Source organism: Streptomyces sp. 891-h (assembly GCF_022760275.1).
Classification (GTDB): Bacteria; Actinomycetota; Actinomycetes; order Streptomycetales; family Streptomycetaceae; genus Streptomyces; species Streptomyces spirodelae.
In genome coordinates this window covers 4040001-4056077 of record NZ_CP050693.1, presented here as the reverse complement: position 1 = coordinate 4056077, position 16077 = coordinate 4040001, and the positions used below count along the sequence as shown (strand labels likewise).

General features: G+C 68.8%; 14 protein-coding genes and 2 rRNA genes (1 of these 16 cut by a window edge). 9 read left to right on the top strand and 7 right to left on the bottom strand.

Going from position 1 to position 16077, the window contains the following annotated elements:
- The first annotated feature begins 71 nt into the window (after window positions 1-71).
- Complete coding sequence (locus tag HC362_RS17645; protein WP_243084890.1) at window positions 72-440, top strand: metal-sensitive transcriptional regulator; 369 nt, start codon at window positions 72-74, stop codon at window positions 438-440.
- Between the two features lie 42 nt (window positions 441-482).
- Here the strand turns inward: HC362_RS17645 and HC362_RS17640 are convergent, their stop codons facing one another.
- Entirely contained in the window at window positions 483-641 is a 159-nt protein-coding gene (locus HC362_RS17640; protein WP_243084889.1) for a hypothetical protein, read from the bottom strand.
- Between the two features lie 232 nt (window positions 642-873).
- Window positions 874-1710 carry a hypothetical protein gene (locus HC362_RS17635; protein WP_347568454.1) on the bottom strand — a complete coding sequence of 279 codons (837 nt, stop codon included), beginning with the start codon at window positions 1708-1710 and terminating at the stop codon, window positions 874-876.
- A gap of 241 nt (window positions 1711-1951) precedes the next feature.
- Between HC362_RS17635 and HC362_RS17630 the strand changes: the two genes are divergently transcribed.
- The gene (locus HC362_RS17630; RefSeq protein WP_243084887.1) at window positions 1952-2122 is read left to right on the top strand and encodes a hypothetical protein; all 171 of its coding nucleotides are present in this window, start codon (window positions 1952-1954) and stop codon (window positions 2120-2122) included.
- Window positions 2123-2269: 147 nt separating this feature from the next.
- Here the strand turns inward: HC362_RS17630 and HC362_RS17625 are convergent, their stop codons facing one another.
- Together HC362_RS17625 and HC362_RS17620 are read right to left on the bottom strand one after the other, a co-directional pair.
- On the bottom strand, window positions 2270-2989 hold the full coding sequence (locus HC362_RS17625) for a phosphatase PAP2 family protein (RefSeq protein WP_243084886.1): 720 nt from the start codon (window positions 2987-2989) through the stop codon (window positions 2270-2272).
- A 242-nt stretch (window positions 2990-3231) separates the two neighbouring features.
- Window positions 3232-4212 (bottom strand): bifunctional lytic transglycosylase/C40 family peptidase, encoded by a 981-nt coding sequence (locus HC362_RS17620; RefSeq protein ID WP_279240114.1) that lies wholly within the window; start codon window positions 4210-4212, stop codon window positions 3232-3234.
- A gap of 376 nt (window positions 4213-4588) precedes the next feature.
- Here HC362_RS17620 and HC362_RS17615 point away from each other — a divergent pair, with 376 nt between their 5' ends.
- Together HC362_RS17615 and HC362_RS17610 are read left to right on the top strand one after the other, a co-directional pair.
- Window positions 4589-4897 carry a hypothetical protein gene (locus tag HC362_RS17615; RefSeq protein ID WP_016472248.1) on the top strand — a complete coding sequence of 103 codons (309 nt, stop codon included), beginning with the start codon at window positions 4589-4591 and terminating at the stop codon, window positions 4895-4897.
- A gap of 106 nt (window positions 4898-5003) precedes the next feature.
- A complete protein-coding gene (locus HC362_RS17610; RefSeq protein WP_243084884.1) occupies window positions 5004-5654 on the top strand; it encodes a class I SAM-dependent methyltransferase in 651 nt (216 codons plus the stop codon).
- A gap of 540 nt (window positions 5655-6194) precedes the next feature.
- Here the strand turns inward: HC362_RS17610 and HC362_RS17605 are convergent.
- Window positions 6195-6494: a YiaA/YiaB family inner membrane protein gene (locus HC362_RS17605; protein ID WP_243084883.1), complete on the bottom strand. Its 300-nt coding sequence runs from the start codon at window positions 6492-6494 to the stop codon at window positions 6195-6197.
- Between the two features lie 455 nt (window positions 6495-6949).
- On the opposite strand from HC362_RS17605, the gene HC362_RS17600 reads away from it, so the two are divergent.
- The 5 genes from HC362_RS17600 (at window position 6950) to HC362_RS17580 (ending at window position 13724) form a co-directional block, all read left to right on the top strand.
- Window positions 6950-7672, top strand: a complete 723-nt coding sequence (locus HC362_RS17600; RefSeq protein ID WP_243084882.1) for a hypothetical protein — start codon at window positions 6950-6952, stop codon at window positions 7670-7672.
- Window positions 7662-9008, top strand: coding sequence for a hypothetical protein (locus HC362_RS17595; protein WP_243084881.1), 1347 nt, complete (start codon window positions 7662-7664; stop codon window positions 9006-9008). The genes HC362_RS17600 and HC362_RS17595 overlap by 11 nt, the downstream gene beginning before the upstream one ends.
- The gene (locus HC362_RS17590; protein ID WP_243084880.1) at window positions 9005-10570 is read left to right on the top strand and encodes an SCO6880 family protein; all 1566 of its coding nucleotides are present in this window, start codon (window positions 9005-9007) and stop codon (window positions 10568-10570) included. Before HC362_RS17595 ends, HC362_RS17590 begins: the two co-directional genes overlap by 4 nt.
- Before the next feature lie 84 nt (window positions 10571-10654).
- Window positions 10655-12109, top strand: a complete 1455-nt coding sequence (locus tag HC362_RS17585; RefSeq protein WP_243084879.1) for an ATP-binding protein — start codon at window positions 10655-10657, stop codon at window positions 12107-12109.
- A gap of 52 nt (window positions 12110-12161) precedes the next feature.
- Complete coding sequence (locus HC362_RS17580) at window positions 12162-13724, top strand: hypothetical protein (protein WP_243084878.1); 1563 nt, start codon at window positions 12162-12164, stop codon at window positions 13722-13724.
- 110 nt (window positions 13725-13834) lie between these two features.
- Here the strand turns inward: HC362_RS17580 and rrf are convergent.
- Window positions 13835-13951, bottom strand: a 5S ribosomal RNA gene (gene rrf, locus HC362_RS17575).
- Between the two features lie 60 nt (window positions 13952-14011).
- Window positions 14012-16077, bottom strand: a 23S ribosomal RNA gene (locus tag HC362_RS17570); it runs 1055 nt beyond the window's last position.

Here is a 16077-nt window from a genome sequence, read left to right as displayed (position 1 = left end):
ACCCGTCAGGGGTATCAAAGGCCCGGTACCACCGCCCCGACCGCCCCTCACCACCCACCCGGGAGGACCGCATGACGTCGCCGCAGACCACACCGGACACGCCGGAAACCGTGGCCGAGGCCACTTCGGAGTGCTGTTCGGCACACGCGGCCACCGGCGAGCACGGCTACACCAAGAACAAGGACGCTCACGTCAAGCGACTGCGCCGGATCGAGGGCCAGATCCGCGGCCTCCAGCGGATGGTGGACGAGGACGTCTACTGCATCGACATACTCACCCAGGTCTCCGCCTCCACGAAGGCCCTCCAGTCCTTCGCGCTCCAGCTCCTGGAGGAGCATCTGCGGCACTGCGTGGCCCACGCCGCGCTGGACGGCGGCGCCGAGATGGACGCCAAGGTCGAGGAGGCCACCGCCGCCATCGCCCGCCTGCTGCGCACCTGACCCGGCCAAGAGCTCCTATCGGCGGACGGAGACCCGGGGAGATCAGCAGGCGGAGGACCGGGGAAGATCGTCCATTTCGTCCGCCGCGCGCCGCAGCACCTCGTCGATACGGGCCACGCTCAGCGGGCCCTCGGCGGCGGACGCGGCGATCATCAGCTCGCCGCACAGCTCGATCTCGGCGAGAGCGACGTGGTCCTGCATCAGCGAACGCCGCCGACAGCGACCCCCACGGCCGTCGCCCCTGCCGTCACGCTTCGGTACGGGCACACGTATCACCTCCCGTGCTGCACGGATCCACCGGGCGGAGCGCCGCGGCCGGGCCCTGGCCCAGCCTCCCAGCCTAAGGAGACCGCCGCCCGCGTGCATGGCACTTCCGAATCATTTACCGCACGACACGGCAGTCGAACGCCGTTGAGGGCTGCCGCGGAGGCCGCTACGGTGCGGCGATCTCCCCGGTCCAGATGTCGCCGGCCTCCGGCATGCTGATCCGCACCCGGGTACCGAAGGCATACAGCCGCGTCGTCGAGGAGACCGTGTAGTCGGCGTCGGGCGGGCTGTCCGGGTCGGCGGCGAAGGTGAAGCGGTGCTGGACCTTGCGCAGCCGCCCCTGCCCGTCGAGGTAGGCGTCGAACGGCACCGTGTGCCCGGAGAACCCTTTCTCCGCGGCCTCCAGCCGCCGCCTGGCCACCGGTGGGGCACCGGACGCAGCGCGCTCGATGTCCACCACGCCGCTGTAGTGCCACACCCGGCTGCCGTCCAGCTCGGTGACGCCCTCGTACGCCACCTGCCGCGCCCCGCGCAACAGTTGCGCAGCGGTGACCGGGTCGGTCGCGCCGCCCGTCACCAGATTTCCGTCCCGCAGCCCGGTGGTGTCCACCCGCACCCACTTGTCGGCCGGCACGCCCGCGCGGTTGCGCATGTACAGCGCGCCCGGCGTGACCAGCTCGCGTACCAGCCTGCGCTCCCCCGGAGGCGTCCCGTCGGCACCGGGCGGCAGTGTGACCCGCAGCCGCCCGGTGCCGGCCGCCAGATCGAAGGCCCCGCGGCCCTCGATGGTGACCCGCGTATGGCCGGTGACCATCTCCATGGCCGTACGCACCCGCGCGGTCCCGGCCCTGGCCAGTTCACCGGCCGCCGCGAGCACGGCAGCCCGGCCGGGGCCCGCGGACCCGGCGGGCGGCTGTGCGGTCACCACCGCGCTCTCGGCCGAGCACCCGGCCACCGACAGCAGCACCGCGCCGAGCGTCACCACCACGAGTGGGAAGGGCACCGTGCCGCCTCGGGACTGCCGCCGCACTGCCATCTCCAGCCGACCCCTCGCTGCCGGTCGCCGCCGGCCCGGTGAGCGGACCGGCGGCGGATTCGACGGTTCAACGAGGCCCCTGTGAACGCCGTCACGGCCCGAGTACGGTGGTCACGTGCGAGAGCGAGTTCCCGAACACCAGCCGGACCCGACGCACCCGACGCCCCATCCGTCCCAGGTAGCTCATGTGGCCCCGCACGGAACGTCGTTGACGGAACGGGGCTCCTTCTGCTCCGCGAGCTGCACCTGCGGCTGGCGCGGCCCGGCACGCCGCGCCCGCGACCGCGCCCGCGAGGACGCCCACGCCCATCACCAGCACGAGCACGGCGGCGGCCACACGGCGACGCCCCCGCCGGAGGGTGCGGCGGGGGCGCTGTAGCTCTCGGAACCGGCCGGCTCGACGGCGTACGACCGGCGTATGACCGGCGTACGATCGGCGACGACGGCGCCGAAGGCTTCACATGGCCGTCATGGCGGTCGCCCTGCCGGTCGCGATGCCGGTCATTGCTCGGCGGTCACGCGGTCGTCACGCGGCCAGGTCGCGGTCCCCGGTCCGGCGGCGCGTCCCGCCGTCGCGCCCGCTCCTCGCCCCGCCGCCCGCGGCGGCCGCACCGACGGCGGCCGCGGCAGCGCCCGCCCACAGCAGCGCCTCAAGGCGCGCGTTTCCGGCCACGGCCCGCACCAGCGGCGTCAGCGCCCACATCGCGACGGGGGCCAGCAGCAGCGCCACCGCGGTGCCCAGCGCCAGCCCGCCGACGACGTCGGTGGGGTAGTGCACCCCCATGTAGACACGGCAGAAGGCCTCCAGCACGGCCAGGCCGATGGCGATGAGCCCCGGCTTGCGCTGGACCATGAAGATGCCGACCGCGATGGCCATGGTGAGCGTGGCGTGGTCGCTGACGAAGGAGAAGTCCGTCTTGCCCGCGACGAGTACCTCCACACCCTTGTGCTCCAGGAACGGGCGCGGCCGCTCCACGAAGCCTCTGATGGGGATGTTGACGGCCAGTGCGATCAGCGCGGCCAGCGGGGCCCAGATCAGCCCGGCGAAACCGCTCAGCGCCTCGTCCCGGCTCTCCCGCTTACGGGTCACTCCCCACCAGGCCCACAGGGCCAGTACGACGAGCCCCACGGCGATGCCGTACTCCCCGATGTACTCCATGACCCGGTCGGCCCAGGTGGGTGCGTCCTTGGCCAGCCCGTTGATCTCGTAGAGCAGTTCGACATCAGGGTTGTCCCAGAGTGCCATCGCGGTGCGGCCCCTCACTTCGGCTGTGTGCTCATCGCTGGATCTGCGCTGACGACCCCCCGTGGTCGCGGTGCGGAAGTTCCATTCCGTGGAGAAAAACGCGCTGCGTCAGGTGAACCGTTCCGTTCTTACCGAACGATCACCAGGACGTTACCCAAGGGTGACCCGTAGCCGCAGCTCAGGGCCTACGCCTCACGGATTGTTGACGTAATCCCTGCGCTGCGCGCACAAGCTCACCCGGGTCACTTGGCAGACGGCCGAGTCGCCCCGAAGTAGTCAGGGCTGTCGATGGGGTCGTAGCGGATCTTCGCTCCCGTGTAGGGAGCGTTGATCATCTTGCCACCCCCGACATAGATGCCCACATGGTGGATGGTCCGCGAGTTGGTGAGGTCGTGGGCGAAGAACACCAGGTCCCCCGGCAGGAGTTCACCGCGCTTGGGATGCGGCCCGGTGTCGTACTGGTCGTTGGCCACCCGCGGCAGCTTGACGCCCACCTTCGCGTACGCCGCCTTCGTCAGACCCGAGCAGTCGAACCTGCCACCCTGCTCCGGCGTGCCGTTGCCACCCCACAGATACGGGGTGCCCAGCTTGCTCTGCGCGAAGGCGATGGCGCCCGCGCCCTGCTTGGTCGGGCTCAGCCGCCCGGTGGACGCGGCGAAGCTCTGCTCCATTCTGCGGATGGTGGCCACATAGTTCTTCGTCTCGCTGTAGGGCGGCACCCCGCCGTACTTGATGACCGCGTACGGGCCCGCGTTGTAGGCGGCGAGCATGTTGTCCGAGCGATCGCCGGGCACGCCCTTGACGTTCTTGGCCAGCTTGCAGTCGTAGCTCGCGGCGGACGGGATGGCGTCCTCCGGATCGTGCACGTTCCGCTTGCCGTCGCCGTTCGCGTCGATGCCGTGCGTCGCCCAGGTGGCGGGGATGAACTGCGCTATGCCCTGCGCCTTCGCGGGGCTCTGCGCCCGGGGGTTGAAGCCGCTCTCCTGCTTGAGCTGTGCGGCCAGCAGCGCGGGATTGAGCGCCGGGCACAGGTTGCCCCACTTCTTGATGAGGTTCGCGTAGGCCGCCGGCACCGCGCCCTTGGCGAGCGTGACAGCACCGCCGCCCCCGCCCAGCAGGCTGGCGGACGCCACATACGTGCCCACCACGAGCAGCGCGACGAACAAGGAGAAGGCTCCCAGCCCGCCGCCGATCGCCAGCAGCCACGCTCTTCTACGGCGCACTCCCCAACCCTCCCCCACAGGACACCAGTTCGGTCACGCCGACCACACGGCTCCATCATTCCAGGCCGCACCCCGGAGCGGAACGGCGGACAGCGGGCGCGGGGGTGAACGCCGCCTCGCCCCCTGCTCCGCACCAGGCTCACCAGGGGCGCACAGAGGTACGACCGAGCAACGGGTGCTCCGCGCTGCCGGCCTGCGGGCTGCTCGCCCGACTGCTCGCCCGGGGCCTCATCGCCCACAGCCTCATCACGCCCACCAACCCACCCTGACCGTCCACCGGCCGGGGCCACTTCGGACAAGCGGGACGCCCCCGTTGTCACCGGGCCGTGGCACAATCCGTCAGAGACAAACCTTGAAACTAGGCGGTGAGTTCACCATGTTCCTGGCGGCTGACAAAGGCGATATCACCACCATCATCGGCGGCATCGCGCCGGACTGGGGCCCGTTCGGCTCCCTCGGCCACGAGGCGAGAGTGATGATCGAGGTCATCATGGCCGTGGCCATCCTGCTCTGCCTCGGCATCGCCATCTGGGGCGCTGCCAAACAGCGGATCGGCGCGACGGCCCTCCGCGACACCTTCAGCGCCGAGCAGGGGAAAGGTTTGATCGTCGCCGGACTGACCGGCGTGTTCATCATCGGCTCGCTCGGCACCCTGTTCACCATCGTCTACGGCATGGCGGTCTGACGACCTGCAACGGCAGGCCGCACCACGGGCTGCCGCCCCGCCGTCGCCGTCGCCGTCGAGACACGGACGCAACCGCGCCCACCCGCGCCCGCTCACCTGGAGCTCCATGGACATCGTGAACCCCGCCCTCGACGACTATCTGCTGGCCCACTGCACGCCGGCCGACGAGATCCTCCGCGACCTCGTCGAGGAGACGCACGAGCGCGTGCCGGACTTCCCCACCATGCAGATCACGCACGACGAGGGCGAGTTCCTCACGATGCTGGTCCGACTGACGGGCGCCAGGACCGCGGTCGAGGTCGGCGTGTTCACCGGGTACTCCTCCATCTGCATCGCCCGCGGACTCCCCGCGGACGGACGGCTGATCGCCTGCGACGTCTCGGAGGAGTGGACGTCCATCGCCCGCCGCTACTGGCAGCGTGCCGGCCTCACCGACCGCATCGACCTCCGCCTCGCACCCGCCCTCACCACACTGGGCGAGCTGCCGCAGGAGGAGTTCGTGGACTTCGCGTTCATCGACGCGGACAAGGCCGGCTACCCGGCCTACTACGAAGCGCTGGTGCCCCGACTGCGGCCCGGCGGCCTGATCGTGCTGGACAATGTGCTGCGCAGCGGCCGCGTCGTGGACCCGGCCGCGCAGGACGAGGCGGACATCGCCATCCGCCAGATCAACGACACCATCACCGCGGACCCCCGCATGCAGTCCGTCATGCTCCCCCTCCGCGACGGCGTGACCCTGGCCCGCAAACGCGAATAGGCCCCGCCGGCACGGGCAACCGACGGCCTCCGTTCGAGGCGGGACGGTGGCGACGGCCTCCACCCGGTGCCGGAACGGTGGCGACGGCCTCCACCCGTGCCCGGGACGGGAACGATGGCCTCCACCGGGGACCGGGCCGGGAGCGGTGGGCTCCGCCCGGGGCTGTGGCGCCGTGACCTCCCCCAGGCCGGGGGCCAGAGCCCCGTCCGCGGCTCGGGAGGGGCCCGTACGAGGCCCAGGGAGCAGGGTCACCACCCGGAGCCCAAGAGCCCGCCGCAGACCCGCAGAAGCGCCCTGCGAGGCCCGTCGTGGGTACCCCGGCCGGGGGGCCGCCGGAAGAACCGCCAGAGCCACCACCGGCCAGCCCTGGGTCCCTGGGGCACCGAAAGGGCCGGACAGGCCCGTTTGGGGCCACCAGGCTCAGCATGGGCCGCTCGGGGCCCGCCAGAGGAGCGACGCCAGCCGGTCGTCAGCCGGCCGAGAGGCCGGTTCCGCGAAAGGGAGGCCGCCAGAGGGGCGACGGGCCCACCGGGCTCGTGCTCACGCCTTGCCCTGGCCGAACGGGTCGACCTCCGTCAGCAGCTTGTCGATCCGCGCCTTGTCCACCCGGTTCGTCACCTCCGACACCTCCTGCCGGTCCCGCACGCACTTGGCCAGCGTGAACGCGGAGGAGACCACGAAGACGAGCCCGAGCCCGATGTATCCGCGCTCCCACTGGCCCACCGGCAGTCGGGCGATCCCGACGAGCAGCGCGAGCAGCGACACCCCGAACGCAACCGCCGACTGCACGAAGAACGCCATGGTGGTAGGTCTCTGGACGGAAGGAGTCACATCAGTCATACCCGCAGCCTGCCGCGCCCCGGCCGCCCGCACATGGGTACGGATACTCAAATACGCGAACCTCCCCACGGGGAAGGGCAGAAGCACCGGGGGCGCACCAGTGCGCGGCAGCCGCCCACCTCGGCCGCGTAATCCAGCGCTGAGCGGCAAGAACACAGACGGCGCACCAGCGCGGTGTTCGAAATGCTGCCATTCACCTGGCTTGCACACGGCACATGCGCGGTGTGACACCGCTACCGTCATCTGAGGAGACAATGCAGTGACGGCAGTTGAGCGACAGAGGTCGAGGGGGCCAGACGGGCATGAACATCGGCGGCGGCGACGAGTACGACGCGCGTACTCGTACCAGCGAAGGCGTGCCCGGCGCCCAGGACGGCGCACGGACAACGACTCGAACACGGCTACCCGGTAGCGAGGGGAGCAACCGTCCGCCCACCCGGCCCGGCCGGAGCCTGGTGACCGTCGTCGCCGTGGTCGTCCTCCTCATCGCGGCCATCGCCTTCGCCAACCGCGGCGACGGTGATGGTGGCGGCGGCGGGGGTGGCGGCGCCGGCTCCTCCGACGGCAAGAACGATGCCGCCGCCCAGGCCCAGCCGACCGCCCCCACCGGTGAAAAACCCGTGAAGACCACCGGCGACACCCTCCCCTCCGGCTTCCCCCACACCAAACAGGGCGCCCAAAGCGCCGCAGCCAACTACGCCGTCGCACTGGTGTCCGCGGACATGATGAAGCCCGCTGCACGCCAGAAGATCGTGCGGCAGCTGTTCGCACCAGATCAGGTGGACTCGACCATCAAACGTCTGAAGAAGGCGTACTCGCCGAAGCTGCTCTCCAGCGTGGGACTCGACGAGGACGGCACCCCCCCGAAAGGCGCGACGTTCATCTCCCGCACCGTTCCCGTGGGAACCAATGTCCGCAAGTACGACGACAACACAGCGAAGCTCGACGTGTGGTGCACGGGCGTCTTCGGCAACGCCGGAGAGAAGTCCACCAACCCGGTCAGGAATGATTGGTTCACACTCACCCTCGACCTCACGTGGACCGACGGGGACTGGAAGGTGCAGGACTTCACGCAGAAGCAAGGCCCTGCTCCCGTGAACGGCGACAACAGGGCCTCGGGGGCCGAGGAAATCTCCGACGCCGTGAAAAAGTTCGGAGGCTTCACGTATGCCCGCTGACTCCAAGCGCCGTCTCCTTGCCATCGGTTCGCTCATGGCGACCCTGCAGACTGCCGCTGTCCTCTTCGCGAGCCAGGCGCTTGCCGAACCAAAGGACGAATGCAACAACGCTCCCGGCCCCTGGCAGGAGGACTGCGATCGGGGCGACGGCGGGTCTCCCTCCAACCCGTTGGACGACCCGACCGCCGCCACCGACCCCCTCTCCTCCCTGGCCAAAGGCTGTGCCGAGGCCGCGAGTTGGACGGTTTCGAAGTTGGCGAAGCTCGTGGATACGACCACGAAGGTGGACTTCACGAACCCCGAGTTCCTGCGGCAGTACGCTGTCGTGTTCGCCGCTTCGACGATTCTGACGCTCACTCTGTGGCTGCTGGCCGTGGCGAAGCGCGCCGTGCGCGGAGTGCCGTTCACGGAGGCGATCACCGAGGCGATCGGTTTCCTCTGGCTGACGGTGCTGGCGTCGGCCTTCACTCCGCTGATCCTCTACACGGTCGTCTCGGCGACCGACCAGGTCACGGAAGTCATCGCGTCGGGCACGTCCGACAAGACCGACGCGTTCTTCGGCACGTTCTCCAAGGCGCTGAAGAAGGGCGACGACATCGGCGGCGGACCGATCATGCTGATCGTCGTCTCGCTGGTGTCGATCATCGCAGCGGGCGTGCTCTACCTCGAACTGGTGGTACGTGCCGCGCTGCTGTACGTCGGCGCACTCCTCGGCACCGCCGTCTACGCGGGCCTGGTGGACAAGAATCTGTGGGGACACGTCCGCCGCTGGGCGGGCATCATGATCGCTGTGATCCTCGTGAAGCCCGTGATCGTGATCGTGCTGGGCCTCGCGGGCGCGCTCGCGGGCGGCGACGGTCCTGACTCCGTCTCGGCGGTCGTCTCCGGGCTGGCCATCATTCTGTTGGCGATCTTCGCCAGCGCAATGATCTACCGCTTCGTTCCGGGCTTCGGTGACGACATCGCCTCCCACCGCAACGCGGCCCGTACGGCCTCCCGCGGCGCCGCCGCCGTGGTCGCCTCGCCGGCGGCGCTCGTCCGCCAGGGCATCAACACCCACGGCGGCCGAGGCGGCGGCCAGGGCGGCGCCACCGCGACCGCCTCGTCCAGCGGCAGCGGCAAACCGGCCGGCTCGGCCGTGACCGGCGGCGTGGCGGCGCACAGCTCCCGCGCGGGCGGTGGCGGCGCCGACGAGGCGCCGCCACCCCGGCAGGCCGCACCGGCCGCGCCCGCCGCGACGACCCCCCATTCGGCCCGCCCGCCCCGCCAGAGCGGCGCGGGTTCGGGCCGGACCCAACCCCGTCAGCCCGGCAGTCCGGGAGGTGACCGCGGATGACGACCCCGTCCCACACGGCAGGGTCCTCGATGGGCTCGCCCCGCCGTACGTACATGATCGGCAAGGCCCGGCCCAACGCCATCGTCGGGAAGAACCGCGAGACGGGCGAGATCGCCCTGATCGTCGTGGGTGCCTTCCTCGGCATGGTGAGCGGCCTGCTCATCCCCGTCCTCTCGTTCCGTATCCCCGCCCTGGTCGGCTTCCCGGCGATCGCGCTGGCCGCCGTCTACGTGCCGTACAAGGGCCGGACGTTCTACAGGTGGTTCGAGATCAACCGCTCCTACAAGCGGCTGCTGCGCCGCGGTACGACATATCGTTCGGACGCCGTCGAGGCGGGCACCATGCTCGACGGCCGTGAGGTGGAGATCGGCCCGCCGCCCGGCGTGGGCCGTATCAACTGGCTGTCGGCACCGTTCGGTCCCGACGAGATCGCCGTGCTGCTGCACGCGGACCGCCGCACCGTGACCGCCGCCATCGAGATCGAGGGCCCAGGCGTCGGGCTGCGCGACAGCGAGGACCAGGAGGCCCTGGTCGAGCGCTTCGGCACCCTGTTGAAGCATGTGGCCAACGGCGACGGCTATGTGACGCGGCTGCAGATGCTGGCCCGTACGCTGCCCGCCGACCCGGACGCGCACGCCAAGGACGTCGCCCAGCGCGGCAACGAGCGGGCCGCCGGCTGGCTGCGCTCCTCCTACGACCAGCTGCTGTCGATGGTCTCCACCTCCAGCGAGCAGCACCGCGCCTATCTGATCGCCTGCATGCCCTACGGCCGCGAACTGGCCACCGAGGGAGCCACCATCGCCAAGGCGGCGCGGCGCACCGCGGGCCGCAAGCTGACCAGGGACGAGGGCCTGGCCATAGTGATGGCCCGCGAGCTGACGGACATCTGCGCCCGGCTCACCGAGGCCGACATCCGGGTGCGGCAGCCGCTCGGGCAGGCCCGGCTGGCCTCGCTCATCCACTCGATGTACGACCCGGACCACCCCATCGACCACATCCAGGCCATGTCCAAGCGCAACGCCTGGCCGGCCGAGCTGGACGCGGTCGAGCCGACGTATCTCCAGGCCAAGACCCGCGAGTCGACCACCCGCGAGCCCTGGTGCCACGCCACGGCGTGGGTCAAGGAGTGGCCGATGACGCCGGTGGGCGTCAACTTCCTGGCGCCACTGCTGGTGCACACCCCGGATGTGATCCGTACGGTCGCCGTGGTGATGGACCTGGAGCCGACCGAGCTGGCCATCGAGCGGATGCTGACCGAGAAGACGAACGACGAGGCCGAGGCCAGCCGTTCGGCGAAGATGAACCGTACCGTCGACCCGCGGGACATCGCCGCGCACGGCCGCGTCGACCAGCGCGGCGAGGACCTGGCCTCCGGCGCAGCGGGCGTCAACCTCGTCGGCTACCTCACCGTGTCGTCCCGCTCCCCAGAGGCGCTGGCCAGGGACAAGCGCACGATCCGCGCCTCGGCGGGCAAGAGCTATCTGAAGTTGGAGTGGTGCGACAGGGAGCACCACCGCGCCTTCGTGAACACGCTCCCCTTCGCCACCGGCATCCGGCGCTGAGGAGACCCCCATGACCCCCACCTGTTCCGTAGCCGTTCCGCCGCTCCACCCCCGCACCGCCGCTCCAGGCCGGAGGTAGCCAGCATGGCCGCGCTCGACCCCCTGTCCGCGATCACCGAAGCGTTCACCAGCTTCCTGTTCGGCAAGACGGAGACGACCCGCCTGCCCGTCCGTACGTCCACGGGCCAGGCGCAGGCCGTCTACCTGCCGACGGCCGCACCCGGGCTCGGCGACTCCGGCGTCATCATCGGCCGCGAGGTCTACAGCGGGAAGGGCTACATCTACGACCCCTTCCAGCTCTACGGGCAGCAGCTCCCCGCCCCGCACTGGCTGGTGCTCGGCGAGTCCGGGAACGGCAAGTCGGCGCTGGAGAAGACGTATGTGCTGCGCCAACTGCGCTTCCGGGACCGCCAGGTCGTGGTCCTGGACGCACAGGGCGAGGACGGCGTCGGCGAGTGGAACCTGATCGCGGAGGAGATGGGCATAACCCCGATCCGCCTCGACCCCACCGCCGCGCTCGACCAGGGCATCCGCCTCAACCCGCTGGACCCGGCCATCACCACCACCGGCCAGCTCGCGCTGCTGCGCACCATCATCGAGGTCGCGTTGGGCCACGGCCTCGACGAGCGCTCCGGCTTCGCCCTCAAGGTCGCGCACTCCTACGTCAACTCCACCATCACCGACCGCCAGCCGCAGCTCACCGACATCGTCGAGCAGCTCCGCCACCCCAAGCCGGAGTCGGCCGAGGCGATGAACGTCGCCCTGGACGACGTACGCGACTGGGGCCTGGACGTGGCTCTCGTGCTCGACCGGCTGGTCGACGGTGACCTGCGCGGCATGTTCGACGGCCCGACCACGGTCGGCATCGACCTGGACGCGCCGCTGATCGTCTTCGACCTCTCCCACATCGACCGCAACTCCATCGCCATGCCGATCCTGATGGCGATCGTCGGAGTCTGGCTCGAACACACCTGGATCCGCCCCGACCGGCGCAAGCGCATCTTCCTGGTGGAAGAGGCGTGGCACATCATCAACAGCCCCTTCGTCGCCCAGCTCTTCCAGCGGCTGCTGAAGTTCGGCCGCCGCCTCGGCCTCTCCTTCGTCGCCGTCGTCCACCACCTCTCCGACGTGGTCGACGGCGCCGCGGCCCGCGAGGCCGCAGCGATCCTCAAGATGGCGTCCACCAGAACGATCTACGCCCAGAAAGCGGACGAGGCCCGCGCGACGGGCAAGGTCCTGGGCCTGCCACGCTGGGCTGTGGAGATCATCCCCACCCTCTCCCCCGGCATCGCCGTGTGGGACGTCAACGGGAATGTGCAGGTCGTCAAACACCTGGTCACCGAGGCCGAACGGCCGCTCGTCTTCACCGACCGCGCCATGACGGAAAGCTCTACGGACGCCGATATGGTCGAGGCCGCGGAGGCGGCGTCGTTCGAGGCGGCGCTGGAGGCCGATCTGGAAGCCGAGACCGAAGCACGGGCCCTGGCGATGGAACGGGCCCCGTCCGGCCCCGCCTCGCCCGGCTCGGGCGTCGCCTGACCCGGAGGGGATCTTGCCGCAACTGCCCGGCGTCGGTTGAATACCGGTACCGATGCCATACGACGACAGCGAGCGCCACCGTCACCCGGGCCACCACCCGGAAAGTCATCCGGGCAGCCACCCCGGCCAAGAACCGCACCGGCAGGGCCGCGCCGCCGGTGGGGGCGGTGGCGGCATCCCCGACGGCCTGCTGGTGGGCGTGCTGGCCTTCCTGCTGGGCCTCACCGTCTTCGTCTGGACGGCGACGGGACTGGCCGGCCTCCTCACCCACGGTGCCTGGCCGGACGATGTCACCTTCGCCAAGACCCCGCTCGCCGTACGGGAACTGGTCACCGAACCCCACGACATCACCGGCGCCTGGCCCTCGACCCCGTCGGAACAGCTGCCCGGCTACGGCCTGTTCTGGGGCATCTTCGTCAGTCAGCTGATGGTGCTGATGGTGCTCACGGTCTTTGTGATGGGCACGATCGCCCGCGCCAGAGCCGTACGAAGGGCCAGGCGCATCCTGCGGGAACGGGAACGGGAACGGGACGGGAGCTGGGAGCGGGGCGAGGCGCTGCGGGAGCACACGGGTGCGGAGACCGGACGCCCGGAGCCGGAGGAGCGCGGGGAAGCCGGGGAGCGCCGGGAGCCGGAAGAGGCCCCCGCGCCGAGGGAACAGCTGCCAAGCAGCAGCCCTGGCAGCCCCAGCACGTCCAGTGGCACCTCCGACGGCCCCGACAGCCCCGACGGTCCCGCAAGTCCACTCAGTCCGCTGGCTCCCGGCCTTCTCGGCGCGGCCGGAGCAGCTGCCACGGCCGGCCACGGCAGCGGGAGGCGTGCCGACGAGACGACGACGCACGCCGGACGGCACGAACGGGCCGAGGACGGCGACCCGGTGACTCGCATCCTCGAGGCTCCCGGCGCCGCACTCGTCAGCGCGCCGACACCCGAGCTGTGGGCAGCCACCAAGACGGCCCGCGCCAAGCTCGGCCCCGTCCACCTCTTCGACCCGACGCATGCCTGCGACACCCCGGACCGGCTGCGCTGGTCCCCGCACCACGGCTGCGCCGACCGTGCCACGGCCGCGTCCCGCGCCGCGGCTCTGCTCGCGCCGCTGCGCTCGCCCCGTCCCATCGACGCCACCGTGCACACCACGGCCGAGACCGTACTCCGCTGCTGGCTGCACGCCGCCGCGCTGGAGAAGCGCCCGTTCCGCGAGGTCCACCGCTGGGCGCTCGCCACGACAGGCCAGACGGCGGACGCCGTACAGATCCTTCGCACGCACCCCAAGTCCAGCTCCGGCGCGGCCGGCGAGCTGGAGGCCGCACTCGCAGGGCATCCCCAAGTGCGGGCCGACGCCGTCGCCTTGATCCGCCGCGCGCTGGCGCCGCTCGGCCGGCTCCATGTGCGCAACGCGTGCTCGGCCGAACGAGCCGATCGCCTCGCGTTGGAATCCTTCATCGCCGAAGCGGGCACGCTGTATGTAGTGGGCGAGGAGCCGGATGTGCTGCCGCTCCTCAACGCGCTCACCCAGAGCGTGGTCGAGCACGGCCGCCGCATGGCCGCACGGTCATCTGACGGTCGGCTCGACCCACCACTGACGACGGTCCTCCACCTGCCGGCGAAGCTGTGAAGCTCCCTGACGACTCAGGGCCCCAGGTGTGAGTGGTTATCCGGGACGACCGATTTCGGGCATGAAAAAGGCCCTGTTGGCGTCAGCCAACAGGGCCTTCATCAAAACAAGTTCGGCGGTGTCCTACTCTCCCACACGCTCCCGCATGCAGTACCATCGGCGCTGAAAGGCTTAGCTTCCGGGTTCGGAATGTAACCGGGCGTTTCCCTCACGCTATGACCACCGAAACACGGCGAAACAACAACCAGGTTGTTGTCTCAGAACCAACACAGTGGACGCGAGCCTCTATGGACAAGCCCTCGGCCTATTAGTACCGGTCACCTCCACCCATTACTGGGCTTCCAGATCCGGCCTATCAACCCCGTCATCTCCAGGGAGCCTTAACCCCTCAAAGGGGGTGGGAGTCCTCATCTCGAAGCAGGCTTCCCGCTTAGATGCTTTCAGCGGTTATCCTTCCCGAACGTAGCCAACCAGCCATGCCCTTGGCAGAACAACTGGCACACCAGAGGTCCGTCCGTCCCGGTCCTCTCGTACTAGGGACAGCCCTTCTCAAGACTCCTACGCGCGCAGCGGATAGGGACCGAACTGTCTCACGACGTTCTAAACCCAGCTCGCGTACCGCTTTAATGGGCGAACAGCCCAACCCTTGGGACCGACTCCAGCCCCAGGATGCGACGAGCCGACATCGAGGTGCCAAACCATCCCGTCGATATGGACTCTTGGGGAAGATCAGCCTGTTATCCCCGGGGTACCTTTTATCCGTTGAGCGACGGCGCTTCCACAAGCCACCGCCGGATCACTAGTCCCGACTTTCGTCCCTGCTCGACCCGTCAGTCTCACAGTCAAGCTCCCTTGTGCACTTACACTCACCACCTGATGACCAACCAGGCTGAGGGAACCTTTGGGCGCCTCCGTTACCCTTTAGGAGGCAACCGCCCCAGTTAAACTACCCACCAGACACTGTCCCCGATCCGGATCACGGACCCAGGTTAGACATCCAGCACGACCAGAGTGGTATTTCAACAACGACTCCACGAACACTGGCGTGCCCGCTTCACAGTCTCCCACCTATCCTACACAAGCCGAACCGAACACCAATATCAAGCTGTAGTAAAGGTCCCGGGGTCTTTCCGTCCTGCTGCGCGAAACGAGCATCTTTACTCGTACTGCAATTTCACCGGGCCTATGGTTGAGACAGTCAAGAAGTCGTTACGCCATTCGTGCAGGTCGGAACTTACCCGACAAGGAATTTCGCTACCTTAGGATGGTTATAGTTACCACCGCCGTTTACTGGCGCTTAAGTTCTCAGCTTCACCAGGACGAATCCTGACTAACCGGTCCCCTTAACGTTCCAGCACCGGGCAGGCGTCAGTCCGTATACATCGCCTTACGGCTTCGCACGGACCTGTGTTTTTAGTAAACAGTCGCTTCTCGCTGGTCTCTGCGGCCACCCCCAGCTCACCAAGCATGTTGGATCACCAGGCGTGGCCCCCCTTCTCCCGAAGTTACGGGGGCATTTTGCCGAGTTCCTTAACCATAGTTCACCCGAACGCCTCGGTATTCTCTACCAGACCACCTGAGTCGGTTTAGGGTACGGGCCGCCACACAACTCGCTAGAGGCTTTTCTCGACAGCACAGGATCACCCACTTCACCACAAACGGCTCGGCATCAGGTCTCACCCCTATGCCAGGCGGATTTACCTACCTGACGGGCTACACCCTTACCCCGGGACAACCATCGCCCGGGCTGGACTACCTCACTGCGTCACCCCATCACTCACCTACTACAAGCTCGGACCGTCGGCTCCACCACACTCCCACTCCGAAGAGCAGAAGGGGCTTCACGGACTTAGCATCACCTGATTCGATGTTTGACGCTGCATAGCGGGTACCGGAATATCAACCGGTTCTCCATCGACTACGCCTGTCGGCCTCGCCTTAGGTCCCGACTTACCCTGGGCAGATCAGCTTGACCCAGGAACCCTTAGTCAATCGGCGCACACGTTTCTCACGCATGTATCGCTACTCATGCCTGCATTCTCACTCGTGAACCATCCACAACTCGCTTCCACGGCTGCTTCACCCGGCACACGACGCTCCCCTACCCACCCACACACCCGTTAGAGCTATTGTGTGAGTGACACGACTTCGGCGGTGTACTTGAGCCCCGCTACATTATCGGCGCGGAATCACTTGACCAGTGAGCTATTACGCACTCTTTCAAGGATGGCTGCTTCTAAGCCAACCTCCTGGTTGTCCCTGCGACTCCACATCCTTTCCCACTTAGCACACGCTTAGGGGCCTTAGTCGATGCTCTGGGCTGTTTCCCTCTCGACCATGGAGCTTATCCCCC

What these genes read in the sequence shown, in the direction of transcription:
- HC362_RS17645 (WP_243084890.1), top strand. Translation starts at nt 72, where the DNA reads ATGACGTCGCCGCAGACCACACCGGACACGCCGGAAACCGTGGCCGAG.
- HC362_RS17640 (WP_243084889.1), bottom strand. Translation starts at nt 641, where the DNA reads ATGCAGGACCACGTCGCTCTCGCCGAGATCGAGCTGTGCGGCGAGCTG.
- HC362_RS17625 (WP_243084886.1), bottom strand. Translation starts at nt 2,989, where the DNA reads ATGGCACTCTGGGACAACCCTGATGTCGAACTGCTCTACGAGATCAAC.
- HC362_RS17615 (WP_016472248.1), top strand. Translation starts at nt 4,589, where the DNA reads ATGTTCCTGGCGGCTGACAAAGGCGATATCACCACCATCATCGGCGGC.
- HC362_RS17610 (WP_243084884.1), top strand. Translation starts at nt 5,004, where the DNA reads ATGGACATCGTGAACCCCGCCCTCGACGACTATCTGCTGGCCCACTGC.
- HC362_RS17605 (WP_243084883.1), bottom strand. Translation starts at nt 6,494, where the DNA reads ATGACTGATGTGACTCCTTCCGTCCAGAGACCTACCACCATGGCGTTC.
- HC362_RS17595 (WP_243084881.1), top strand. Translation starts at nt 7,662, where the DNA reads ATGCCCGCTGACTCCAAGCGCCGTCTCCTTGCCATCGGTTCGCTCATG.
- HC362_RS17590 (WP_243084880.1), top strand. Translation starts at nt 9,005, where the DNA reads ATGACGACCCCGTCCCACACGGCAGGGTCCTCGATGGGCTCGCCCCGC.
- HC362_RS17585 (WP_243084879.1), top strand. Translation starts at nt 10,655, where the DNA reads ATGGCCGCGCTCGACCCCCTGTCCGCGATCACCGAAGCGTTCACCAGC.
- HC362_RS17580 (WP_243084878.1), top strand. Translation starts at nt 12,162, where the DNA reads ATGCCATACGACGACAGCGAGCGCCACCGTCACCCGGGCCACCACCCG.